This is a genomic window from Bartonella rattimassiliensis 15908 (genome assembly GCF_000278215.1).
GTDB classification, from domain to species: Bacteria; Pseudomonadota; Alphaproteobacteria; order Rhizobiales; family Rhizobiaceae; genus Bartonella; species Bartonella rattimassiliensis.
This window is the reverse complement of sequence record NZ_JH725064.1, coordinates 1-23,897: the sequence shown is the minus strand read 5'-3', so window position 1 is coordinate 23,897 and position 23,897 is coordinate 1. Positions and strand designations below refer to the sequence as shown.

Here is a 23,897-nt window from a genome sequence, read left to right as displayed (position 1 = left end):
CGTTTTATCTGAAAAATTTAATTTTATTGTTTGAAAACAAAGAGAAAGATAATGTCATGAATCAAGAACACTTAACGCCGGCAGAACAAAAACAAGTAGAACAGAATTTTCTCTCTGAAATAAAAGAGCGAGAAAACAGAGAAATTGAAAGAAAAGAAAAAACGCTTGAAGAAAATTTCCAAGGAAAAATGCATCAAAAACAGCAATCTTTCCATGATGGAGTAAAAGAGGTGCAAGAGGAGGAGGAGGGACCGCCAGATCCGCAAAAAGACTTTATGGGGTATATGCAATGGTTAGGAAAAACACTCCAAAAACAAGGACTTTTGCGTGAAAAACAACAACCTAAACCGGCTGTTTGTGAAGCAGAACAGTTGCATACATTCTATCAACAATCTGTTGCCAGTATTAAACAAAAGCATCATGATTTTGATCAAGCCGCAGATTTTATTTATGAAACACGCGCTAAACAGTTGGCAGCTTGTGCTTCGCTTTATCCAGAGATGGCAGATCCACAAAATATTGATGCGGTGATTGGTAATGAGCTGAAGCAGATCTTGCGCGATTGTGCGCAAAAAAATCAAAATCCGGCTGAAGTGATTTATTCTATTGCACAAAAAATTGGCTACACAAATGTTCCCAATAACATGGGTGAAAATTTACAAGAAAGACACAATTCTGCGCGTACTCTTTCTGCTTATAACGGTTTGACGCCAAATGGACCAATTTCTTTGGATATGCTTGATAAAATGTCAGAAGCAGAATTTAGCACTTGGGTTGCTGATCCTAAAAATAAAGCGGCTTTTAATCGTTTAATGGGTGGGAAAGAATTTTAAAAACAAGAATATGAGAGAGGTTTTGGGAGCAAACGTGAGCAGTTTTTTAGCATGTGTCTGCGAGCGAGGGTTTTACAGGCACATGAAAGGCATAAGGGGAGTGGATAGAGAATATTTCTCAAAGAACGGATGCAGAGAGCTCTTATAAGGGGGAGGCTGAAGCTAACAGAAATTAGACAAAATACACGAACAACCTATTCACCATCTGAAATGAAAATGTGGTGTTTTAACAACCGGCACTTTGCCGGGTTTTTTATGTCAATAAACTTTTAGAGGATAAAATGACTGTTACTTATATCGGACTTAATGACCCAATGGCAGTGCGCACATGGTCTAAATTACTAAATCAAGAAGTCTCAAAAGCAATTCCAATTGCACCGTTGATTGGCAATGATTCAAACAGTATCGTACAGTTAAAAGATGAAACAAATAAGGCAAGTGGGGATGCTATTAGCTTTGGTTTGCGGGTGCAATTGCTCGGCGATGGAGTAAGTGAAGGGCAGACATTGGAAGGCAATGAAGAAGCTTTACAGTTTCTCAATGATCGTTTGGCAATTAATGAATTGGTTCATGCCGTACGCGTCAAAAATGAGGGTACCATTGATCAGCAACGAATTCTCCACGATTTGCGCACTGAAGCAAAAAATGGTTTGGTTGATTGGTATGCGGATCGTTTAAGTATGATGTTCTTCATTCAAGTTTGCGGTTATACCGCAAAATCTATTAATTTTGAGGGACGCACAATTACACTCAAACCTGTTCATTATGGGTTTAATACACCAACTGCACCAACCAATAAACGCGTTGTGCGTCCTAACGATAAAACAAAAGATGAAGACTTAAAAACAGAAGATGTTTTTGATCTCAGCCTTATCGATAAAGCTGTTGAACGGGCAAAATTGGCAAACCCTAAAATTAGACCAGTGCGGATCGATGGCGAAAACGTTTATGTGCTTTATCTCCATCCAACCCAAGTAACACAATTGCGAACCAATACAGATGCAGGACAATGGCTCGACATTACAAAGGCAATCTATAGTGGAAGCCGGATCAAAAATCCCCTCTATGATGGATCTCTGGGAATGTATAATGGTGTTGTTTTACGTGAAGCTGAACATATTACCGAAGGGGTCGAAGCGGGAACCACAAACAAACCTGTACCAAATGTGCGGCGCGCTGTTCTACTGGGAGCGCAAAGTGCTGTGATTGCTTTTGGTAAAGATCGAGGAGCGACACGCTATAAATTGGTGGAAGAACTCTTCGACTATGAAAGAGAATTCGGGGTTGCAGCAAAAACCATTATTGGGATGAAAAAAACTCGATTTACCTTGCCTGGAAGTATGCAAGGAGCTCAGGATTTTGGCACGATCGTTATCCCAACTTATGGAGCACCAGCTTAAAGCAAATGCTTGCTAACTTCCCTCAACAGAACCCTCTGTTGGGGGAAAAATTGAAAATGCTTCATAAAAAAGGACAGCCTTATGACCGCTTTATTCAGTGATCCAAAAAATCTAAAATTTACACAATCAGACCAGTATAAAACTTTTGCTTATATGGTCGCACTTATTCAAGATGAAATCGACGATACAACAGCTGAATACTCCCAGCAAATTCAAGATTCAATTGTGACGGCTTTGCGTTTGTGTGAACACGAACTATTTTTCTTTAATGAAAAAAGAGAAAAGAGCTTCAAAACACAAAATGGTCAAACATGGTATGGGCAAAAAGAAGGGGTTATTATTGAATCAGAAAAGGTTTTAGAGGGCGCCTTTTTAGTAAAAAAGGATAAAACCCAAACAAAGTTGTTCTTTAAACCCGTTCAAGTGTTGTATCAACAATATGGCATGCATCCTGAACTCGGAACGCCATTCTTTTATACGTGCCTTAATCAAAAAATAGGACTCTTTCCAACACCAGAACAAGTGGAAACCATAAAGCTTTCTTATGTACCTATTTATTTTGCAGATGAACAGCTGAAAGAAAGCCATAATCCTTGGTTGGTTCATGCTTTTGATCTTATTAAAGCACGGGCAAAATATGAACTTTATAAAAATATCCTTAAAGATCCTGAATATGCTGCCGTTTCTTTCAGAGATTTTCAAGAACAGCTGCAAGCTTTGCGTATTGAAACATCGCGTCGAAAAGATTCTTCAAAGATTCGTTCAATGAGTTTTTAAAAGGCTTGTTTTCAAGAAATTATGGACCGATTAGCTTTTATGGCCTGAGTTGCTTTGAAGATTGGGGATTGGTGAGTGATCGTGCTCGTTGGTCTTTTTAAATAAATCAGCTTGAGATTGTATTTTTATGGAATTTTATACCCTTAGCATTGCATTCTAGGGGTGGTTTTCAATCAATAAGCCTTCGTGTTTTGAATGACACTGGGCGATTCAGAAATTTTATGGGGGGCTTGATGGCTTTTTTCCCAATCGCTGATTATCGACCCGATGTGGCAGATATCAACGGAATTTTTACCGATGAACTTGTTAATGTGCTGCCGGCTGATGGCTCTTATATCCCTATGCCAAGTTTTGAACCTTTGTCAAAGCCGTGTCCGGAACCAATTTTAGGGGCTATTGCGGTTAAAACAAAAAATGGAGTTTCTATTCTTGTCGGGACAAGAAATAAAATCTACTTACTTGATAATACTACGATGAACTGGAAAGATATTAGCCAAAAAGGAAAGACTTATTTTGCTAATATTGATGCGCCGTGGTCTTTTGCTTTGTTTGGTGATTTAATTATTGCTGTTAATGCAAATGATAAACCACAAGTCATTGATATTAATCATGATAAAGCATTTAGAAATTTAGGAGGAAATCCACCACAAGCGGGAATCGTTCGAGTCTGGGGAGATTTCGTTTGTTTGATGAAATTAACCGAGAATCCAAGACGGGTTCATTGGTCTGGATTGAATGATGCCGAATGTTGGACCGTGGGAAAAAAAAGTTGTGACTATCAAGACTTTCCTGATGGTGGATTCGTTCAAGGAGCAACCGAAACAACAAATCCAATTATCTTTATGCGGTCTGCAATCTATGCCGGTTCTTTTATTCCTGGATCTAAAATTATTTTTAGTTTCCAAAAAATCCACGATAAAAGAGGCGCAAAAAATGCTGAATCAATCGTTTGTCGAGGAGACTTAGCTTTCTTTGCAGATGAGGGCGGTTTTTATCAAATAACAAATGAGGGACAGATTATACCCATTGGCTTCGAAAAAGTGGATCGAACCATGACCGCAAAATCAAGGAAAAGTAATCTCTACACTCTGTCCGCTGCTATCGATGGGGTCTATAATCGTGTTTATTGGATGGTTGATATGGATGAGAACCTTCATAAACGTATCTTGCTTATTTATGATTGGGGTTTGCAAAAATGGACAAAAGCTCTCGTGGATATCAAAATGATATTGCCGATTTTCTTAACAGGAGCAACTCTAGAGTCTATTGATTTTGTTGCTAAAAATCTTGATGCTTTGTCCTTTTCTCTTGATAGTAAAGCTTGGAAAAATGAATCTCCTATTCTGGGGGCATTTGATCAAAATGGAAGACTTGGTTCCTTTTCTGGTACTCCTATGGCTTGTGTGGTGACATCACAAGAAATGGGGCAGACAAATGGCATGATAACACGGGTGAAAAATATTATGCCGCAAGTAAATAGTGGAAAGTTTTATTTGTCTGTGGGAATGCGTTTTCGGCAATCTCTTGAAGAAGAAACTGTTTGGTTGCCAGAAAAACAGCCTTCTTATAATACTGGACAAATTCATTCTCGCGCAAGAGCACGGTTTTATCGCTTTAAATTGCGCATCCCTAAGGGCGTGAACTGGTCTCATGTCACAGGATTTGATGTAGAATTAACGCCTGCCGGTAGGCGGTAAGCATGCCCATACAATATTTAAAATTTAAAGCGTAATGCGGTAAGGCATGCGCCTAGAATATAAGGGGAAATGCAGGGCAGTATGCTCCATGGTTGCCTAAAAAAAAGAAGCTGTTGCTTGTTACTAAAGGATGAAAAGGGACTTTGATCATGCGTATAGGCTTCTTTTCTGCTGTTGTGTGGTCAGCAACAAAGACGTGAAGGATATTGCCGGAGGCTTATTGCTAAAAGAGGAAGTGATACAGAGAAAAAAGCCAAAATTATGATGCAAGAGAGACAAGATTCGTATTCTGCTCATCTGACAGAGCAATGGCCATGGGAAAAAATAGCACCCTATAAAGAGGCACTGAATGCTGCAGTGAAAAAATATGCTCAGCGCTTTCCTGATGATGTTTGTCTGGAAAAAATCGCTGAAGAAATCACTACCGGACAAGCACAATTGTGGCTGGTCTTAAAAAATAAAATCCAATTTAGTGCTTTTGCAATTACAAAAGTTGAAATAACCCATACAGGGAAAAAATGCGTCGTTCTCTTGGATCTTGCTGGAGAGGGAGGGCTGAAATTGGTCAAACTGATTGATAAAGTTGAAAAATGGGCGCGAAAAACCAATGCTGAAGAAATACACTTGTTTGGAAGAACTGGGTGGGAAAAAAAACTCGCTCAGTACGGATATTCTCGTAATCTTATTCAATATAGAAAGGTTCTAATTCCATGAGTAGAAAAAAAAAACCTCAAGTGCAGACAATAACGCAAACAAATGCTCCACCCACTTGGGCGGCTGATATTCTTAAACAAGCCAGTACTGACGCGCTTAGACTGTATAATGAAGAAATTGGCGGAAACGTTTATCAGGGAGAGAGAATCGCTGGCCTGAGTGATATGACAAAAAATGCTCTGGCCGGTTTACAACAAGCAGCAGAGCTTTATAACAATCCACTGATAACTCAGTGGTTGAATACACCAACAAACAGTGCTACAAATCTCTCCGCTATGGCTAAGGGAAATTGGGTGGGAAGCAATAGTAAATTTAATGCTGCATTGCAAAATGCCCTAAATAAAACTTCTGATGCAATTAATCAATTTATGTCTGGAGCAGGACGTTATGGTTCTGGTGCCCATAGCGGTGTGCTGGCCGATACATTAGGTGCTTTGGCAACAAATGCGGCCGCTCAGCAGTATAATCAAGATATTAGCAATATGATAAAGGCAAACCAAATAATTGATCACTCTCAGCAGGATCAGGTTAATGCCGCAAATAGCTATTATCAAGGACAGAGTAACGCGCAAAGCAATGCTTTGAAAGGAGGAATGGTTCAGGATATAAACCATCAAAATGTCTTAGATGCTGAACGCCAAAAATGGGCAGAAAAAGATAATCAAAAGTGGAACCAATTGGAACGCTTGTTACAGGTGGGAACACAGGCCGCTGGAAATTACGGAACAACTTCAGGAAAATCCACGACAATGCCTGCTGTTGTAAAAGATCCGTTGCAGGATGCGCAGAAAGTACTTGGATTGCTAGGAGGAATTTTAGGACTGTGTGATGTCAGAGCTAAAGAAAATATTATCCCAGTGGGGAAGAAAAAGGGATATTCGCTTTATACCTTTAATTATAAAGGAAATCCTCAACGTTATCGGGGGGTTCTGGCGCAAGAAGTGTTGCGTGTGATGCCTGAAGCTGTTTTTGTCAATGCAAAAACAAAACTATTGCATGTTGATTATAATAAAATAGGCCTGAAAATGAAGAAAATACCGATATTTAAAAGTAAAATTGCAGCTTTCTTTTCTACCTGCTTTTCTCGTTTTTCCTGTTTACAAAAAGATTATATTCTATGAGTTCGATTTATGATTGGTCAATCATCGCATCAGAAAATGCTTATGCCGATGAAAGTATAAACTGGGCAGAAGGGCAACCTCCAAGTTCAGTCAATGATAGCGCTCGTGCTATGATGCAACGTATTAAAGAATACTTGTTAGATAATGGGGGCGGAATTGAAACACAGTTTACTGTTGATGTGGATAAAAAAAGAACATCTATTCGGTTAGCAACAAAGTCCTTTTTTCAGACTTATATGAATGGTATCGTTGTGCGCTTTAAAGCTCGAGGCGTAAATAGAGGAATAACAAATGTTTCTTTAAATCAATTGCCTCCACGGCCAACTTATATGGCAACCCCAGAGGGTATCGTGCCTTTAAAAGGGGAAGAAATTCAAATGGGGGGGCTTTATGAGATCGTCTATACGCGTGATATTGCCGGGAAAAATGCTGATGGGTGGTTTTTAACAAATCCTACCATAAAACTTCCTGAAATCCCTCCATTCCCTCCTTTACCTGAAACTTTTTCTGCTGGATTTATTGGGACTTTTGCTACACAAAAAATACCTTCTGGATGGCTGCTGTGTGATGGGAATGCATATTCACGAAAAGATTATGCTAATCTCTTTGCTGCTCTGGGAGAAATATGGGGAAAAGGAGATGGGAGAACAACATTCAATGTGCCAGATTTGCGTGGAATGTTTTTACGAGGACTCGATAGTGGAAGAAAAATTGATCAAGGACGCCTCTTGGGAAGTCGACAAGAAGAGGCTTTTAAAGCCCACACCCATGGAGGAAAAACAGATTCTATAGGAAAACACCAGCATAATTATCCAAAGCCTGAAAATAGGATTATACAGTGCGTTTGGGGTGAGTATCAAAATTATGCAGCTGTAATACTTAAAGAAAAATTTTCTACAGAGGCTGCCGGAGACCATGAACATAAGGTCTTGTTGCAAAAAACAGGCGGGGATGAAACGCGTCCTGTCAATATGGCGGTAGTTTATGCTGTCAAAACCTGAGAATGAAAACTGTGAGAGAGGTGATAAAAATGAGTGAAAATCTTTGTTATGGGGAAAAAAGCCTTTTTAAATATATTATGGGAAAAAGCTGCGAAGGGAAGCGCTTTAAAAAAATGAATCCTTAATCATTTTTATTATTTGATTTTGTGGGCAGGCTTGATTGGATAGGTAAAGATAGGTTTGTATCCTTTTCTTTTTATCTTTAGAGGATAAAGGTAATAATCGTTGAAGATAGCGGGTGAAAGAGAGCAAAAAATCTTTCTTTAGGCATATCATTTTTGTTGAGCAATAAAGATTTTATTGAAAATGTCGCTATCTTGTTCGTGTGGTGATACAATGTTTAAAGCACTGGTGGGCGATGATAAAAAGCCTAGGGATAACTTTATCCTATCGTGCCGTAAAATACTGTCATTGAAGGTGGGGAAGATACATAAGACATACAATGCTTGATCCATGAAGTCTTTTAAAACAAGAGAAAATATTCAGAAGAGGACTTACTCAGAGCGCTCATAGAGCTTTATGCAAGCGCAACACATGAGCAAGCGAGCAGGTGGAGTGTTTTAAAAAATATGGATTTTAGAATCTTCATCCTTTGAGGAGGCGGAAGGACGTTAACGAATATGTTTAATATTTTTAAGCGCTGTGAAGTAAAATGATCGGAGATAGGACTGAGATCTCTCTCTCTTTGCTGTAAAATACTATTGCTTGGAGTGCGGTGATAAAGCTCATGTATAAAGTTTATGCATGTCGTGTTTTTAGTGTGTAGAGTGTATATTAAGGATTTGCTTGTAGAGCCTTATGGAATTACCCGCCTTTGAGATATGCAATATCGGGCATATGAAAGGGGGAGATCTGTCGATTCTGCTAAGCATAAAGCCGGGGTGTTTAAAGATTATTTTTTATAAATTGGTTGAAGATTGATAGGGTTAAAAGACTTGTCCCTTTACATGAAGGGCAACAAAATATGCAAGGTGATCATGCATTTTCCTTTTGTTTTAGGTGTAAAATCATTACTTTAAGTGGAAAACAGAGTATAATTTAAGAAAATACTTTGTAAAAATTTGCAATGAAAAAATTTTTTCAAAAAATTTTGCATGAAGGAACGAGGAATGCAAGAGATGTGCACAAGAGAAAAAATATTCAATAGGTGTATAGCTTATCAAAAAGGGGGATATAATGGCACTTTTTCCATTTTCTATTGCTGATATTGATGATCCTGAATGTATTCGTGTGGTTCTTTATGCCAGCGGAAGAATGGGACATGCCCCTTTGAATGCATTGTTGAAGAAAACATATAAAGATATGACAGAAATTTTAAGACGTATGGAGGCTTTAGAAAAAAACCTGAATACTCTAAATATAGCTAATGTCAAACAAAAATAAAAAAGAAAACTAAAACAGTCTTTAAGCGTATTGTTCGCGGTGAAATAACCATACTAAATATTAAGATGAAGTCTCAAAAATTAAATAAAATCAGCTTGGGAGAAAAACTAAGTTGTTTTAGTGTTTACAACACAGAAAATACCAAAAATATACAGCAGTGCTGATTTAAAACATCATAGCCTTTTAGGTTTTTCTTCTTTGTTGAAAAAGAAATGAGAAAAGAGAGTAATCATAATAATAAAAAGATATTCGTTAAAGGTATAAATCAGATAAACTTTTCCTCTTTATATCTTCGGTGGGGTATGAAATTGCTCCGTGTTTGAGATGTTAAAAAAATGTAAAATTTTTTCAAAAAGGAAGAACCTTAAAGAGGTAGTTCTTTATGCCAAAGGATTTTTGCAGGAAAATTTATCGTCGATTATTGGAAATTAGCTGCAGATTGAAATCTATAGGTAAGCTTTTGAAGATCACAGAAAAAAACCTTGCCCAAGCAAAAATATATGGCAAAAGAAACTTGCAAAAAATAAAAGACTTTGTAACAATTTGAAAAGCTTTTGGAGTAAAGCATTCGATGATTTTAAATCTATAAACAAGGTGTCGTTTAGATGCTTTTGTTACGTAAAAAATAGCAGTTTGTCTCAATTTTAATTTATAAAAAGTTCCATAAAAAGAAAACTTAAAGTGTCACAATAGCTTAAAGTGGGGAAAAATAAATATAGTTAAGTTTTTTCTTATAGAGAAGAAAAATGCTGTTTCCATTAGAGCAGGCTTAAGGGCTAAGGGTGTGATTATTTTCTTATTAGTCAATATGGTACAAAATGGTATAAACAGTTCCTTATTTTAATCCTGTTATGCTATGAAATACTCTCATTTGAGGTGTAGTGATATAAGCTATGTAAAATTCTTTGGCATAGGTGTTTTTTAGTGGGTGCTGAATGAGGGCTTGTTTGTTGAGCTATAAGTTTAAGTAAAATATATATGTGAGAAGTCAAATAGATCTCGATAGAATTTCGACTATTGATAAATCAAACCGGCTGAAGAAACTTTATCTTTTGAAAAATGGTGGACTTAAATCGAGAAAAACAAGCTTTACAAGCGTAAAAGAATGGGTTTTATGACAGTGATAGACTTAAACTACGCATTTGCTTATGGGTTATAGTGAAATAAAACTCCAAAATGTTTTTCTTTATTTGATATTTTTTGATTTTAGAAAGTGCGTTATTGCAAACAATATCGTTCAATAGAAAAACGTTATTATTTATATGGTCAAAGCCATAATAAAAGAAAAAAGTTTTTCTTATTTAAATGAATGAGATCAAAAAGTGCTTTCATATCTTATTATTTAATTATCTATACTTTTTTAATAATTTTTACAAATATAATTAAATATATTGCAATATTATACATTTTGTATACAATATTTACTGTTAATTTATTTTGTATTTTATTTTAGTTATATCTCTATTCATAAGCCGCACCTAAAAAGGTACGGCTTTTTTTATTGTCTCGAGGATAGGGATGCTCTAATAAGGGGGCTATATATCTGTTATTGAAGTGGTTTTTGGTATTTTTCTCATTGTATTTTGTGATTTCGTTTTTCAGTGAAATTTCTAAATTCTCATGTGCTGTTTATGCTCATAGGAGGGATAAAGCAAAAATACAGATATCTGTTTTCGTTTCTTTGCTTTGATTAGCAGGGGGCAGTCGAATAATAAAGAATCCGTGTTGCTCTTCGATGAAGAGTAAAGTAGGGTGAAACGTAAAATGGAGGCGCATATGAGGGAGAATTGCCATATATGCTCGCATGACCAAAAATGCAAATGTGTCGTTAACAGTGTTTATTGAGCTCGATCAGAAAATCCATTCGTTGCAATCCATTTGTTGCTTTGTGTGAAATTTTACATCAATAATCTCTTATCTTGTTGTTGTTCCTATTCTTGAGGGAATGGTGATATAAGATGTATAAGATTTTATACATGAAGTGTTTGTGGGTGGTGAATATGATGGACGTTTTTTCTATCGAGCCTCATATAAATGCCTATGAAGTTTTTATGTTCGTTATGGGATAAACTCTTCGAAAAATGGAGCTTTTATCCATAAAGCTTCATAAAAAATCACTTTATTGAGGGATGGTGATAGAGGTTATAGAAGAAAAAAAGAGAAGACACCAAAAAGAGTCTCCTGAAAAAGCAGCTTCATTGTTTATAGATTCATATGGATGAAAAATCTTTGTCTTTTAAAGGGATGGGAGAAAATCATAATTTTTATGTTTTCCACAAAGGGAATAAGAAAAGTTTTTCACAAAAACTTTGTACGATAAAAAAGAGTCTTTTGATAAGAGTATTGATAGTTTGCTGTTATACCCTGTATCGTGTACAAAGATGTTTCTATCATTTTTTTTGTTGTAAAAAGTTTCTCTTGGGATGTTACAAGGATATACAGTCTTTATGGAAAAAAGAATCCGTGCAAGGCAAAAGGCTTATTTCAAAAAATTATATCGTAAGATTGCTTTTATTTGCATAATACTTTTATGTATCGTAATTTTGTGTTTTGTTGTTGTAAAAATAGTTAGTTATTTTTCTTCTCATAAAAAAATAATACCACAAACACCTGTTGAATTGGCTATTCCTGTTTTTGATTTGCGTGTGTATTGCAAGGAAATTTCTGCTTCCGTGATGCCCGATATGAAAAAAGAGGTGTATCAGCATTGCTTTAATTTAGAAAGTGAGGCCTATTTTGCTATTCGTGAAATGTGGGATAAGATTTCTGATACTGAAAAAAAACAATGTTTGACAATGGTACGACCAGGAGATGGAAATTATTTTCTCTTGCGAGACTGTTTTCTTAATGCGAGAGAAAATAAAAACGGTAAAATACGCAATCACTTTTAAGTTTTTACACGAAAAATTAAAAGGATGCGAAATGTAATGAAAATACAAAAATCTCTTAGATTATTATTTGCCTCTATCCCAATAAATAGAGCGATTTATTTATCTTGTTGTATCGCATTTTTATTTAAGGTGTGGTACTAAAGGGGAGACGTTAAAGCATAGATGCTTTAGTAAAATATTAAGATGTTCGTGCGTGATGAATATCCATGAAGTCTTTTTTGTCGAGCTTTCCTTTAAATGAATCACATGCCTTGAGAGTTAATAAAGTGCGTTTGACAAGAATTCAGATTGTTTACTGGCTAGCATGGGTGAAAAATATTCATTCTTTGAGAGTACAAGTCACATAGACATGGACAAAAATAACTAAAAAAATATTTCTTTATTTGAGAGGCTATAACTATTTAAGGTTTTTCTATGTATAGACAGTTATGTGGACTTAAAAATATACTTATTTTATCTCTATCAAAAAGTATAAGAAAAAAATATTAGGCCATTATTATTTATAAAATTTAAAAGTCAATCTTGGTAAAAAGAATCTAGGTTTTAGATAAATGCGATATGTTGATATTTTTGTATTTAAATATTTGGTTTTAGGCTTAATTTGTTCTTAATGAAGACTTGATTAACTTAAAAAATCAAGAGAATTAGAATAGAAATGGATCGGATCACCGAGCTGTTTGGAAAAGAAGATTGACTTTTTGGGCATTATAGGCCTTGAATAATACCTTGTATTAATCTATCTATAAAACTAAGAGGTTTTGTGAAGCGGTCGTGGATTATTGCGCGCAGGGGGTTGCTTTAGCGGTGAAGAGAGGCTATATTCATAAAATAAAGAGGTTCGTGCAATGACTCGTTGAGATGTAAATGCTCATGAGTTCAGGGTATGAAGGGGAGATAATATCAGCGTTTTTAAGAGCGGTAGTTCTAAAACAAAAAAGAGGAATTTATTGTGTTTTCTGGTAGAGATTTTTCTTTGTCAGGTGTGTTGTATGTGTGTTCTCTCCTTTTTGTTTTCCACAAGATAGTTATTTTTTTAGTGAAATATGGTTTATTTTTAAAAAAACACTTGGCATTTTATGTGAACATCACTAGATTTCTGCTGGTTGACAGAGAAAAAGGGGATTTTTGATTTACAATTTCCCCGCTGTTTTGTGATTTTCAAGAAAATATATGTTTTTATCAATATCAGTAGGGTTCATTTGAGTGAAATAAACGCGGATAGCTTGATAGCTGTATATTAAAAACATGATCAGCATTATCAAAGAATAATGCAATGAAGAAGAGTCAATTAAGATATACACTCCAAAAAGGGATAAAGATGAGGCCACAACAAAATAGACGGGTACGCGGTCGCAATAATAACAATAATGGTAATAACAATAATAATCGTCGCGGTCCTAATCCGTTATCTCGCAATTATGAAAGTAGCGGTCCGGATGTTAAAATTCGCGGGAATGCTCAACAAATTGCCGATAAATACATAAGCCTTGCACGTGATGCACAAGGTGCGGGTGATCGTGTTATGTCAGAGAATTATCTACAACATGCTGAACATTATTTGCGTATTATTTTAGCAGCAACAGGACAAGCAGCCCCATCTGTTCGGCGTGATGAGAATCGCGATGAAAATAACGAACAAGAATGCAACGAAACAAACGCTGAAGGCGAGAAAAAAGAGATTGTCGATAGTGATACAGATGCTGCACAAATGCAGGCGCCAAAAAATGATAACGATCAATATGCTAAAGCACAAAATGGAGATGCCCGTGAAAATGCTTTAGAGGCTCTGACGGATGAGAAAACTGACCAAGAGTCATGTCGCTCTGAGAAAAAAGTTGAACCTGTCAAAAAAACACGTCGTTCTCCTCGGCGGCGTACTGTGCTGGCTCAAGACGAAATACCTTTTGAGCTTTCACTTCCAACATCAGAAAGCTCTAGCAATGGCGATGCATCGACATCAACAGGAGAGGGGCCTTCTTTGTCTGGAATAAGTGAGGGGATACAGAGAAAAGTTCGCCGTCGCCGTGTGGGGGCATCTTCAGCAGAGGAAAATGTTTAGATCTTCGAAATGTTGTGGGTAAGCACTTGTGATGGTATTATGAGGGGCGATTGTATATATTCAAGAAGTTTTTTGCGCTTCCGTGAATTTTCATGGGCCACACCCGAAACTTAACGAGAGCTGTTGATAGAAGAGATTATCTCTTTGCTGGGATTAGGAGAGAAGGAAAAAAGTTCGCCATTGCCCCGTTGGGGTATCTGCGGAAAAGGAAAATGTTTAGACCTTCCAAATGTTCTGTAAGTATTTGTGGCAATGTTGGTTTGTTTAATGAGGCTTTATCGCCGATATCCCTTCTGTTGTTTCAACAGCAAGAACGGCGATTAATATGCCGCTATGATAATTGTAAATCATAAATTTTATTTGTCCGTCAGGCGTCAAAATTTTCAGTACAATATTATGTTCTGAGAGGCTTTGCGACAAAATCTGTGTTTTTTCCGGTAGGGAGAGCGTATGATGGATAACATGTGGATTTTTGTTGAGAGAGGAAGATAACTCTGTTTGTTTTGGCGCTGAGCCGGTTGCTATAACTTTATAAACAATTAAAAATAGAACGGTTAGAATAAGGAAGAGCGTTATTAAAACGGAAATAATCATTAATCCCATCAGTTTTTTTCTCACTCGTTCTACAGCAGGATCTAAGGGGAGATCTTGAGACAGAGTATTTTGCTCTGTGTGATGATCTTTTGAAGATTGCATTGGCTGATTATCCATTATGTCTCCCATTGATTACTTTTTGAGTTTTGATGGGTTTATGCTTTTAAAGTTTTTTGTGCAAGAGGTTTGTGGAAGAAGAATGCAGCAGAGGGCGAGATGTTGGTAAAATACCTTCTTTGTGGATTGTCGACATTGTCTTATTTATATTTTGGCTTTTAAGCAAGAAATGTCCGTGATTGGTTACAGACCAGATCAGTTTTATTTCTTGTTGAGGTAATTGGGGGTGTACGTTTATGCATTGGGCAAAAATTTGTTGTCCAGAAAATGCAAATTTTTTTGTGGATGGTACCATGGCTTGTTCACATGTTTGAGCGGTCGGGTAGATTTTAGCCATTGTATTATTCGAATAGCAACTGTTAAAATCATCCGTACATGAAACCAATAGTAGAATAGAAACAAGAGAATTCATAAAAGTTTTCCAAATGAGCGGTTGACAGCGTGAATTCTAATTTGTCAACCTAAGGGCTTCTGCATTGGAAACGTTTTTAAAGTTTTTTGGTTCCTCCGTGTCCTTTCTAAGGAAGGCCATTCTATATGGAAGCAATCAAAATTATTTTTGTATGTCGCAAGCAGGGAGAACGTGGGGGTGAAAACATGACAAAAAAGGAGGAAAAATGCTTCTTATGAACGCTCAAAATGTCAAGGGCTGTGTGAATATGGCGGAAATGGTGGGATAATGTTAGATGGTACTTTCATGAAGTAAAATAAGGAGTATGAAGTTAAGACAGGCGTAAAAGAGGAGTGTACTTAATGATTCACTTTACCAGGATTCTAGATGCTGTTTTGCAATGAGCTTGGATACACGGGAAAATATTAAAACATATGTGAATGAGAAATACAAATATATTCTATTTTAAATGTTCTATTGGGAGTGAAGACGATGATCCTGTTATAAAAAAACGCAAGAAATAAATTGCCATAATTTAAAAGATATTGTCGTGGATGTTTTTGAAAGCTGTAAATGTAAAGCTGAATATTGGCGATGGATGTTGGCTTTTACCTGTGTAATTTCATCTCATTCAAAATAAGATTGTAAGCCCATTATGGAAATTATGCTAAAAGATATGGGTAATATGTTCGCTTTGTCTGGTATATAAAAACTGAAACTGCTTGCTCTTAATCGTTTTAATTTTTGTCTGAAAATGTGTGGCGATAGAAGGGATGAATGTTGAGTAACAGAAAAGAGAATGGGCTTTATGTAGCCCAGTTTTCATCAATGAGATTTGAGGATAAGTTTGGGGAGACTATAGAGGTTGGTTGAAAGAGATGGGAAAATATCTTTGTGCTTATTTGTACTTAATAGAGAAAACTAGAAACTTTGTTGGATTTAAAAGCTGGATTTGGAGAAAACTTCCCTTACGTAGTGTTTGAAATGCTCTGTTAAGAAAAAATATCAAAATAGGTATCAGGAACAGAGAGACAATAAACAATCCCGTCTTTTGTCAATTTGAAGGAGGCTGAACCATTGACGGAAATGGGAACGATTTTTTCAAGAACTGCACTGCCAAAACAGGCTTTTTGATTGATTGTAGGAGGGACGCTGGATTCAAAGTTTTCATTCCAAGTGATGATAAGTTGTGTTTTGCCAGTCAGTTCTGTGTGGATTTCACAACGTACACAGACACTCCCTTTGTCTTGGGATAAGACACCAAAAGAAAGAGAATTGACAATCAGTTCATGAAAAGCCAAACCAATATGCAAAGCGGCATTGGGAAAAAGATAGGGATCCACGCCCTCAAGTGAAAAACGTTCTGTTTCTTTCATTAAATAGCCCAAAGCCTGCGTTTGGACTAATTCGCGAAATTGAGCACCACGCCAATCGGAATCGGTGATCAGATCTTGAGAATGAGAAAGTGAATGAAGACGACCTTGAAATTTGCGTAAGAAAACTTGAAGCGATTCAGTATAGCGCGCTGTTTGGCTGGCTATACTTTGAATAATCGCTAAAAGATTTTTAGAACGGTGGCTTACTTCTCGAAGCAGAATTTTAAGCACTTGTTCTCGGCGACGTAAGCCAGAAATATTAACACCGGTGGTGATAATACCGATAATGTCTCCGTTGTCATTACGGTGGCAATCAATCGAAAATTTGTACCAAATCTCTTGTTTGTTCGTATTTTCAAAACGTGCTTCAATGGTTTGCATTTTGCCACTGGCTAAAACTTGCAGCTTGATGGTTTCCATATTGTCTGCAAGATCAAGCGAAAAAAAGTCGCTGTCACGGCAACCAACACGCCATTTATTGTGCAAATGTTGCGGCAAGTTTTCAGCCCAAACATAAACTAAATTTGTTGCCTGATAAAGAACACAGATATCAGCACCACGAATCGCTTGCATGAGCGCGTTTATATGAGATCTATCCATAGGAGGCTTTGAAAGAGGCGTAACAATCATAATTGAAGTGTTACTCTTTTTTAAGCCGCTTTAGAAGCATTCTCTTGAAAAAATAAAGCTTGGGAAATAAGCGCTTTCACCATATCAGGATTAAAAGGTTTGGTGACTAAAAAAGTCGGTTCTGGACGTTCGCCAGTAAGGAGCCTTTCAGGAAAAGCTGTGATGAAAATCACCGGGATATGGTCATTCTTCAAAATCTCGTTAACCGCATCAATGCCTGAACTATTATCGGCTAATTGAATATCAGCCAAAATCAACCGTGGATTTTTCTTATGATACATGACAACAGCTTCATCGCATGTACGCGCTATGCCTACAACATGATGACCTAGGCTTTCTACCATTTGTTCAATATCAAGCGCAATGAGAGGCTCATCTTCAATAATCATCACTTCAGTGGCAATTTGTTGAGAAATATCAACTGATGCTTGGTTAAGAAGCTTACGAAATTCTTTCGTATCCAGATTCATGATTTCGCTGGCTTCTTGTTCATGAAAACCTTCAACTGCAATGAGCAAAAATGCTTGCCGTGCACGGGGCGTGAGATAGGATAATTTGGCACTGGTTTTTTGTTCAAGACCAAATTGTGGCAGGGGTTCAGGGATATTCGGAGTGGTTTGGTCAAAAAGATGGCAAAAAAGCCAATAGGTTCCAATCCGGTCACTGGACGCTTTGGGAAAAATAGAGATGTCGGCAATGAGGGCTTCCAACATTGCAGATACATAAGCATCGCCAGAGGATTGGCTACCGGTGACAGAGCGAGCAAAACGCCGAAGATAGGGAAGATGCGGGGCAATGCGTGTTGATAATGACATAATTGATAACTCCTTTAACCTTTCAAGCATTTTGTTGGTTGAAATTCTCATCAGATAAAAAAGTTCCTTTATTGGTTGGAACTTTTTAACGATAACTATATTTACAACCATAAGGCGAAAAAAATATTCGCAGTGCTACTGATATTATATGGATTAGGGGGATAAAAAATGAACGACCGTGATGAAAAAAATCTCACTACACAATTTAAAGTTGGAGATGATCTTCTCGGCGTTAATAGCGAAATAGCACGGAAATTACGCCAATTTTATATAGAAATTCAAGAAGAAGCACTGCCATGGTGTTTGCTCGAGCTTTTAGAGAGGTTGGAGCGCGCAGAGCAATTTGATTTAAACAATGTGAAAAAGGTTTGAATCCTTTATGTCAAAGTGTGCGAAAAACTTTAAACAAGAACTCCTTTTGGTATTGCCGGCTTTACGAGCCTTTGCTGTTTCTTTAAGTGGAAAGCACGATAAAGCAGAAGATTTAGTTCAAGATACTGTGATGAAGGCATGGGCTAAGCAGGACAGTTTTGAGATGGGAACCAATCTTAAAGCTTGGCTTTTTACGATTTTGCGCAATGAATTTTATAGTCAAATGCGCAAAAATGGAAGGGAAGTTCAAGATACCGATGGTGTGTTTACCCAAAGTGTTGCCGTTCATCCTGCTCAATATGGAACACTGGATTTGCAAGACTTTAAAAAAGCCTTAAATCTGCTTTCTGCAGATCAAAGAGAAGCCATTATTCTCATTGGGGCATCAGGGTTTTCTTATGAAGATGCTGCTGCTATTTGTGGTTGTGCTGTGGGAACCATTAAAAGCCGTGTGAGTAGGGCGCGTAATCGATTACAGGAACTTCTTAATGTCAATGGTCAATCCGATTATGGTCCTGATTCTGATTCAGCTGGGAGTATATTGTGTTCATTTAACGGCTAAAAAAGCATAATAATTATGATGTATAGCCTTGTTTTTTTTATTCCCGTTATAGCTATTACAGTTAAAGTCAGTATCTGAGGAAATTCAGAAGTTTGGCATACACCTTTGGGAACATAAGAAAAGCCAGTATGAAATTCTTTCGCGGGCTTTAAGCTTTACGTTCCAAGGATGCCTTCCTTTGTACTGAAAAATGACGTCTTTTAAGTTCGCCAATGGAAATTCTATGACAACAAAGACAAATTTTCTGCCTAAAACGCCTTCTTCTAATTCTAATGCAACGATATCACGCTGGCGGTGGGTAGCAATTGTGGTTTCTCTTGTTATGGCTCTTTTGGCATCAATTTTTATTATGTTGCTTTCAAATGCCGTTAATCGAGAAATCGCACAGTTGAATACAAGTTCAGAATTGCGTGAACAGGCTGATTTGGTCCTTATTAGCTTGATTGATATGGCGGTTGCTGATCGCAGCTACGCAAAAACACGCAAGATAGAAGATAAGATACAATTTGAAAATTCAGAAAGGGAGTTGGGAGATATTCTCGATTATATAGCCCTTATTGTTTATGCACATCCGCAATGGTATGATTGGTTTACAGCTTTTAAAAAAGAGGTTGAAGCGCGAAAAGCATTTATGAATGCCCATATGCATGCTCTTGATAAACTGCCTGATCAATCCTCTCAATCTTCCGCTTCTTTAGAAGTCTCGAGAATTCCAGTGGCACGTTTAGCTCAATTGATGACAAGTTTTATTAATGGGGATGATGTGGTACGGCAAAAACAGCGTGAGGGTATTGCGTTGATGCGTGCTGCTTTAACATTGGCGGCTATTGTTTCTGTAGTCAGTACTTTTATTTCTGCCTATTTTGTTATTAATCGTTTTCGTCGGGATGTACGCTCTTTAAAATTGTATCAATTGTTGCTTCATAGTGAAAATATAGCTCTAGAAGCACGCGTGAAAGAACGAACACAGGAATTAGAAAAAGCACGCAATCACGCCGAAAAAGAACGCCAAAGGGTTGAAATATTGTTGCAGGATGCAAGCCATCGCATTGGAAATTCTCTTGGTACGGTGTCTTCTTTGCTAGGCCTCCAGTTAAATCGAAGCAAAAATGAAGAAGTACGTTCTGTTTTAGGAGCGGCTCGTGATCGTATTCAAACAATTTCCACAGCACATCGTCGTTTGCGCTTAAGTGATGATATGGAAACAACGCTATTGGCTGAGTTTCTCAGTTCTGTCGTCCATGATGTCGAATTAGCTGTCCCTTTTGAATTGCGTGAAAATATTACCATTCATACTTCTTTTAAAGAGTGTAGACTCTCTTCAAGAGATGCAACAACACTTGGAATTATCCTTGGTGAGTTGCTGACAAATTCCTTAAAACATGCCTTTCCTGATCAACGAACAGGGCATATTTATATCTCCTTTGGTCCCCAAAAAGATGGACAATTGATGCTTATTGTAGAGGATGATGGTGTGGGCATGAAAAGCAAAGCTGTAAAACAAAAGACAGGACTTGGTCGTGTGGTTGTAGAACAACTTTGTATGCAATTTGGTGAAAAACCTCTGTTTGAAACTTCTGCTTTAGGGGGCACAAAGATTGTCATTCCTTTGCCAAAACTTAGCACAAATAATTCAGAAAAAGTCTCTAACTAAGTTTTTTTAAGTGGTAACTTTTTTCTTAGTTTGCAGTAAGCTTTCTTTGATTCAGAGTAAATGTATAGCAAGGGCGCTTGTTCATAAGAAGGCGAATAAAAGACCTCTGAGAGAATATGGGTACATCACTATCCATAAAAATCATCAATCACTTTCACGAAAGTAACTTTGTTTCTTCATTCTTGGGTATAATGTTTGATTTTGCTTTGTTGATCCCGATTCTTGCTAAAAAATTATCTTTGTCGTTTTTTATTGCTTTGAAGGGCTTTAAGTTACAATTTAAATTTATTTTAAATGAAGAACTTATTCAAGCCCATCCTATTGATAGTAGTAAGTTCTCGTTTTTTGCAAAAAGAGTACTTCTTCAAGTTTTGTTATTTTTTGTAAGGCATGTAAAACTTTAAAGATGAGGGGTGTTTGAAAGCAAACTGCCATTATCATTATATTTGCTAACCTCTAATGTTTTGCGGCAGCCCTTGCATTAAGATGGTTCATAGGAGTCATTTTTAGTCATTTCTTATATAAGTTTTATTCATACGCCCATCTTGCTTGTAATGTGTAAGTGAGAGGTTTTGTTGATGCGAGATAAACAGCTTTCGAATGAGAGAATTTTTACGATATTCGGATCTTTAATTCAATATGAATAACGCTACACTATCATTATAAATCAATATCTTGTTGCATAGATGATAAATATTCTTAGATAAAATTTGCTTGTCAAACCGTGAAATGTCGTCCTTTAGAGTGTTCAACAGGTGAAATCTGTTCAACAAAAAGTCGGATTATTTACAAAGTGATAAGGGGGAGAATCTACATCCTTAAAGCGTGTTCACCTTTGATGAAGTTTTTATTGCATAGCGCATAAGCGAATTTCTATCGTTTTGATGAAATATATAAGAAGTGTTCGCCTTTTAGGGGCTTCATATTGGGTACTTTTTTCATATTTAGCACTTTTTTTATTATGCGTAAACTTGAAAATCGATTGCGGGGTAAATCTGAACAGGGTAGGATGTTTTATTTTTGATGATTGTTATGTTGCTTTGAATGGTTATCTCTTCAGCCTATCCTTTACAAATGTTTAAAGCGTGTAAATTTCTTTGAGAAAAGCAATCGTTAATGCACATTTTTAGATGTTTTAAATCATAAAAAATACAAATATGCTTTAAGTACCCTCAGATGGTGTTATCGGGCTGTTTATCAAGGTATCAATATTGTTTTTTTCTTGTAAGAATATTTGTAGGTCTTGATTGGTTAAGGCTTTGCTATCCGGTATACGGATGCGCATGGGATCGACTTTGACGCCATTAACAATGATTTCAAAATGACAATGGGGACCGGTTGCCAGTCCTGTTGTTCCAACATATCCAATGATTTGTCCTTGGCGTACTTTTACACCTGGTTTAATTTCTGGTGCATAACGGCTTTGGTGTGCATAACTGCTAACATATCCATTGGCATGTTGAATTTCCGTATGATTTCCATAGCCACCTGTTACGCCTACTTTGGTGACAATACCATCTCCTACAGCTATAATGGGAGATCCTTTAGGAGCAACCCAATCAACACCTGTATGCATGCGAACATAGCCTAAAATAGGATGTTTCCGTGGTCCAAAAGGTGAGCCAAAAATGCCATTTGGTGTGGGTTTGCGTAGTAAGAAGGGCTTTGAACTTTTTCCTTCAGAATCATAGTAATCAACGCTTCCATCTTTGAGTTGATAACGGTAATATTTATAAGTTGTATTTCCAAAAGTTGCACTAATATAACGAATTTCTGGATCAGTATTCTTGGATGGTTCTTTTGCTTTCACGTTCTTTTTGTTGTTTTGGATTTCCTTATCGCTTTGTGGTATGGCATAAAATATTTCGATTTGATCATTAGGTGTTATCCGACTTTTCATATCAATATTGGTGGACAGTAGACGAATAAGACGATGAGAGAGAGATTGTGATATGTTATGGCTGAGCAAAGCATTATAGAGCGCATCATAAGCTGTTGGTAATTGCGCGCTATTGATATAAGAATGGGGAATACCATTTTGAAAAGCTGTTTTAAGTGCTTTAGACATTTTAGGTTCGGCGCTTTCAATGAATTGTCCTTTATCATTTAGGGCAATGGTGAGAACATGATACATTCCTTGATAAATGCTTACTCGGACCAGATGATCTTCTTCTCCTGCTTGTGTTACGATACCAATGCGTAAAAGATTTCCTTCTTTAAGGGTACTAGAAAGGTTAAATTTTTCTAGCGTTTTCACAATCTGCTCGACTTGATTCTTTGCGTAACTGGTTGTTTTGAAAGCATCGGATATCTTTTGTTTTTTACGAATAGGAATGATATCTTCAACATAGTTTTTTGTCAGATCGATACGGTGGCTTGGAGGAGAAACGGTTACATTTTCTTGAACGATTCGGACTTCAGGGGATTCTGCTCTTTGGGAAGGGGAGGATACATCGTCTAATTTTAACGGATCGATCAATGTGAGAACAGAGAGGAGCTCAGTGCTTTTTTCTAAAGTAAATCCGGCGTTTTTCACTTCTTGTTGTGCTTCTTCATCTGTCAATGTATCGCTGTCATCAAAATCGAATTGATCTATCTTAAAATCATAGCTACGTAGGGTGATTTTTGTTTCGACTTTTGCTCCATAAATTTGTCCAGAATCTTGTGATGAGATATTTTGACTTTTTGAATCGCTGGCCAGAATGCTTAAAGAATCAAATTTTGGATAGCTATATTTTTGGTGGCGTTTTTCAGCTAAAGCCATTCGAATCCATTCGAAATGTTGTGTTTGAATGATTTTTTCATCACCTTTTTGTTGCAGAATTGATAATTCAAATTGACGTTTACTGTCGAAGCTTTGTCGCGCATGGGTAGGAAAAATACGATCACCTTTATATCCACTGGCTTCAGGATCTTGCGCTTGTGAAAGATTTTCCCTAGTAAACCATTGCGGTGGTGTTACCAATCGCTGTTGTTCATCAAGGGCCGTAAAAAGAGCAATTCCCATAAGGATGCAGGAAGTGATTCCTGTCAGCACTGTTCCTGTAAGCCAACGAATCGAGACTTGTCGGCGTGCAGGCCGCAAGCGTTTGACGACAAGAGCAGGGTCTTGTCCGGGATCATTTTTTTGTTGTTCGTTATCCCACATAGACTTTAAGAGTACTTTATCAATATTAAATAAAATAGAGAGCTAGCATAGCTTAGCATGTTTCTACAAGAATTGCATGTTTCTACAAGAATTTGATTCTTTTTACAGATTACAGATAATGCGAATTCTCTTTATACAGCAATGTTTTTATAATTTTTATAAATCGTATCTGTATAGAGAAAATCTCTTGAATTCACTTGCATCACGATTAAAGCATCGTAAAATAGTCTATTATATTTGAGCAAATTCCTGCATTTGATATTTTTAGACATTGTAATGAGGGGCTATCGTTTACTTTAAAAGCTCCATAAAGGCGTCATACTCTCTTTAAGGTATTCTTTTTTCATATTTTATTTTTATAA

18 protein-coding genes are annotated in these 23,897 nt (G+C 36.9%); 13 read left to right on the top strand and 5 right to left on the bottom strand.

The features are described from left to right. The first annotated feature begins 56 nt into the window (after positions 1-56). From MCY_RS00095 to MCY_RS00050, 10 genes are all read left to right on the top strand, one after another. Positions 57-833 (top strand): hypothetical protein, encoded by a 777-nt coding sequence (locus MCY_RS00095; protein WP_007346325.1) that lies wholly within the window; start codon positions 57-59, stop codon positions 831-833. 281 nt (positions 834-1,114) lie between these two features. Beyond that, a complete protein-coding gene (locus MCY_RS00090; RefSeq protein WP_007346324.1) occupies positions 1,115-2,233 on the top strand; it encodes a N4-gp56 family major capsid protein in 1,119 nt (372 codons plus the stop codon). Positions 2,234-2,314: 81 nt separating this feature from the next. Further along, positions 2,315-3,010, top strand: coding sequence for a hypothetical protein (locus MCY_RS00085; protein WP_007346323.1), 696 nt, complete (start codon positions 2,315-2,317; stop codon positions 3,008-3,010). A gap of 233 nt (positions 3,011-3,243) precedes the next feature. Further along, positions 3,244-4,707: a hypothetical protein gene (locus MCY_RS00080; protein WP_007346322.1), complete on the top strand. Its 1,464-nt coding sequence runs from the start codon at positions 3,244-3,246 to the stop codon at positions 4,705-4,707. Positions 4,708-4,968: 261 nt separating this feature from the next. Continuing rightward, positions 4,969-5,421 (top strand): hypothetical protein, encoded by a 453-nt coding sequence (locus MCY_RS00075; RefSeq protein WP_007346321.1) that lies wholly within the window; start codon positions 4,969-4,971, stop codon positions 5,419-5,421. Then, a complete protein-coding gene (locus tag MCY_RS00070; RefSeq protein WP_007346320.1) occupies positions 5,418-6,542 on the top strand; it encodes a tail fiber domain-containing protein in 1,125 nt (374 codons plus the stop codon). Before MCY_RS00075 ends, MCY_RS00070 begins: the two co-directional genes overlap by 4 nt. After that, on the top strand, positions 6,539-7,543 hold the full coding sequence (locus MCY_RS00065; protein ID WP_007346319.1) for a phage tail protein: 1,005 nt from the start codon (positions 6,539-6,541) through the stop codon (positions 7,541-7,543). Before MCY_RS00070 ends, MCY_RS00065 begins: the two co-directional genes overlap by 4 nt. A 1,176-nt stretch (positions 7,544-8,719) precedes the next feature. Then, on the top strand, positions 8,720-8,926 hold the full coding sequence (locus MCY_RS00060) for a hypothetical protein (protein WP_007346318.1): 207 nt from the start codon (positions 8,720-8,722) through the stop codon (positions 8,924-8,926). Positions 8,927-11,373: 2,447 nt separating this feature from the next. Then, positions 11,374-11,817, top strand: coding sequence for a hypothetical protein (locus MCY_RS00055; RefSeq protein ID WP_007346317.1), 444 nt, complete (start codon positions 11,374-11,376; stop codon positions 11,815-11,817). A 1,318-nt stretch (positions 11,818-13,135) separates the two neighbouring features. Beyond that, positions 13,136-13,876, top strand: a complete 741-nt coding sequence (locus MCY_RS00050) for a DUF4167 domain-containing protein (RefSeq protein ID WP_007346316.1) — start codon at positions 13,136-13,138, stop codon at positions 13,874-13,876. Positions 13,877-14,140: 264 nt separating this feature from the next. On the opposite strand, the gene MCY_RS00045 is transcribed toward MCY_RS00050, so the two are convergent. From MCY_RS00045 to MCY_RS00030, 4 genes are all read right to left on the bottom strand, one after another. After that, on the bottom strand, positions 14,141-14,587 hold the full coding sequence (locus MCY_RS00045) for a hypothetical protein (RefSeq protein WP_007346315.1): 447 nt from the start codon (positions 14,585-14,587) through the stop codon (positions 14,141-14,143). A gap of 46 nt (positions 14,588-14,633) precedes the next feature. After that, complete coding sequence (locus MCY_RS00040) at positions 14,634-14,999, bottom strand: hypothetical protein (protein WP_007346314.1); 366 nt, start codon at positions 14,997-14,999, stop codon at positions 14,634-14,636. A gap of 971 nt (positions 15,000-15,970) precedes the next feature. After that, positions 15,971-16,984 (bottom strand): PAS domain-containing sensor histidine kinase, encoded by a 1,014-nt coding sequence (locus MCY_RS00035; protein ID WP_007346313.1) that lies wholly within the window; start codon positions 16,982-16,984, stop codon positions 15,971-15,973. 20 nt (positions 16,985-17,004) lie between these two features. After that, positions 17,005-17,799, bottom strand: a complete 795-nt coding sequence (locus tag MCY_RS00030) for a response regulator (RefSeq protein ID WP_007346312.1) — start codon at positions 17,797-17,799, stop codon at positions 17,005-17,007. 168 nt (positions 17,800-17,967) lie between these two features. Here MCY_RS00030 and MCY_RS00025 point away from each other — a divergent pair, with 168 nt between their 5' ends. The 3 genes from MCY_RS00025 (at position 17,968) to MCY_RS00015 (ending at position 20,387) form a co-directional block, all read left to right on the top strand. Continuing rightward, the gene (locus tag MCY_RS00025; RefSeq protein ID WP_007346311.1) at positions 17,968-18,171 is read left to right on the top strand and encodes a NepR family anti-sigma factor; all 204 of its coding nucleotides are present in this window, start codon (positions 17,968-17,970) and stop codon (positions 18,169-18,171) included. Between the two features lie 7 nt (positions 18,172-18,178). Further along, positions 18,179-18,733: an RNA polymerase sigma factor gene (locus MCY_RS00020; RefSeq protein WP_007346310.1), complete on the top strand. Its 555-nt coding sequence runs from the start codon at positions 18,179-18,181 to the stop codon at positions 18,731-18,733. Positions 18,734-18,956: 223 nt separating this feature from the next. Beyond that, positions 18,957-20,387: a sensor histidine kinase gene (locus MCY_RS00015; protein WP_007346309.1), complete on the top strand. Its 1,431-nt coding sequence runs from the start codon at positions 18,957-18,959 to the stop codon at positions 20,385-20,387. 1,162 nt (positions 20,388-21,549) lie between these two features. Here the strand turns inward: MCY_RS00015 and MCY_RS00005 are convergent. Then, entirely contained in the window at positions 21,550-23,535 is a 1,986-nt protein-coding gene (locus tag MCY_RS00005) for a M23 family metallopeptidase (RefSeq protein ID WP_007346307.1), read from the bottom strand. Positions 23,536-23,897: the final 362 nt, after the last annotated feature.

Coding starts and splice junctions, on each gene's coding strand:
- MCY_RS00095 (WP_007346325.1), top strand. CDS start 57: ATGAATCAAGAACACTTAACGCCGGCAGAACAAAAACAAGTAGAACAG.
- MCY_RS00090 (WP_007346324.1), top strand. CDS start 1,115: ATGACTGTTACTTATATCGGACTTAATGACCCAATGGCAGTGCGCACA.
- MCY_RS00085 (WP_007346323.1), top strand. CDS start 2,315: ATGACCGCTTTATTCAGTGATCCAAAAAATCTAAAATTTACACAATCA.
- MCY_RS00080 (WP_007346322.1), top strand. CDS start 3,244: ATGGCTTTTTTCCCAATCGCTGATTATCGACCCGATGTGGCAGATATC.
- MCY_RS00075 (WP_007346321.1), top strand. CDS start 4,969: ATGATGCAAGAGAGACAAGATTCGTATTCTGCTCATCTGACAGAGCAA.
- MCY_RS00070 (WP_007346320.1), top strand. CDS start 5,418: ATGAGTAGAAAAAAAAAACCTCAAGTGCAGACAATAACGCAAACAAAT.
- MCY_RS00065 (WP_007346319.1), top strand. CDS start 6,539: ATGAGTTCGATTTATGATTGGTCAATCATCGCATCAGAAAATGCTTAT.
- MCY_RS00060 (WP_007346318.1), top strand. CDS start 8,720: ATGGCACTTTTTCCATTTTCTATTGCTGATATTGATGATCCTGAATGT.
- MCY_RS00055 (WP_007346317.1), top strand. CDS start 11,374: ATGGAAAAAAGAATCCGTGCAAGGCAAAAGGCTTATTTCAAAAAATTA.
- MCY_RS00050 (WP_007346316.1), top strand. CDS start 13,136: ATGAGGCCACAACAAAATAGACGGGTACGCGGTCGCAATAATAACAAT.
- MCY_RS00045 (WP_007346315.1), bottom strand. CDS start 14,587: ATGGATAATCAGCCAATGCAATCTTCAAAAGATCATCACACAGAGCAA.
- MCY_RS00040 (WP_007346314.1), bottom strand. CDS start 14,999: ATGAATTCTCTTGTTTCTATTCTACTATTGGTTTCATGTACGGATGAT.
- MCY_RS00035 (WP_007346313.1), bottom strand. CDS start 16,984: ATGATTGTTACGCCTCTTTCAAAGCCTCCTATGGATAGATCTCATATA.
- MCY_RS00030 (WP_007346312.1), bottom strand. CDS start 17,799: ATGTCATTATCAACACGCATTGCCCCGCATCTTCCCTATCTTCGGCGT.
- MCY_RS00025 (WP_007346311.1), top strand. CDS start 17,968: ATGAACGACCGTGATGAAAAAAATCTCACTACACAATTTAAAGTTGGA.
- MCY_RS00020 (WP_007346310.1), top strand. CDS start 18,179: ATGTCAAAGTGTGCGAAAAACTTTAAACAAGAACTCCTTTTGGTATTG.
- MCY_RS00015 (WP_007346309.1), top strand. CDS start 18,957: ATGACAACAAAGACAAATTTTCTGCCTAAAACGCCTTCTTCTAATTCT.
- MCY_RS00005 (WP_007346307.1), bottom strand. CDS start 23,535: ATGTGGGATAACGAACAACAAAAAAATGATCCCGGACAAGACCCTGCT.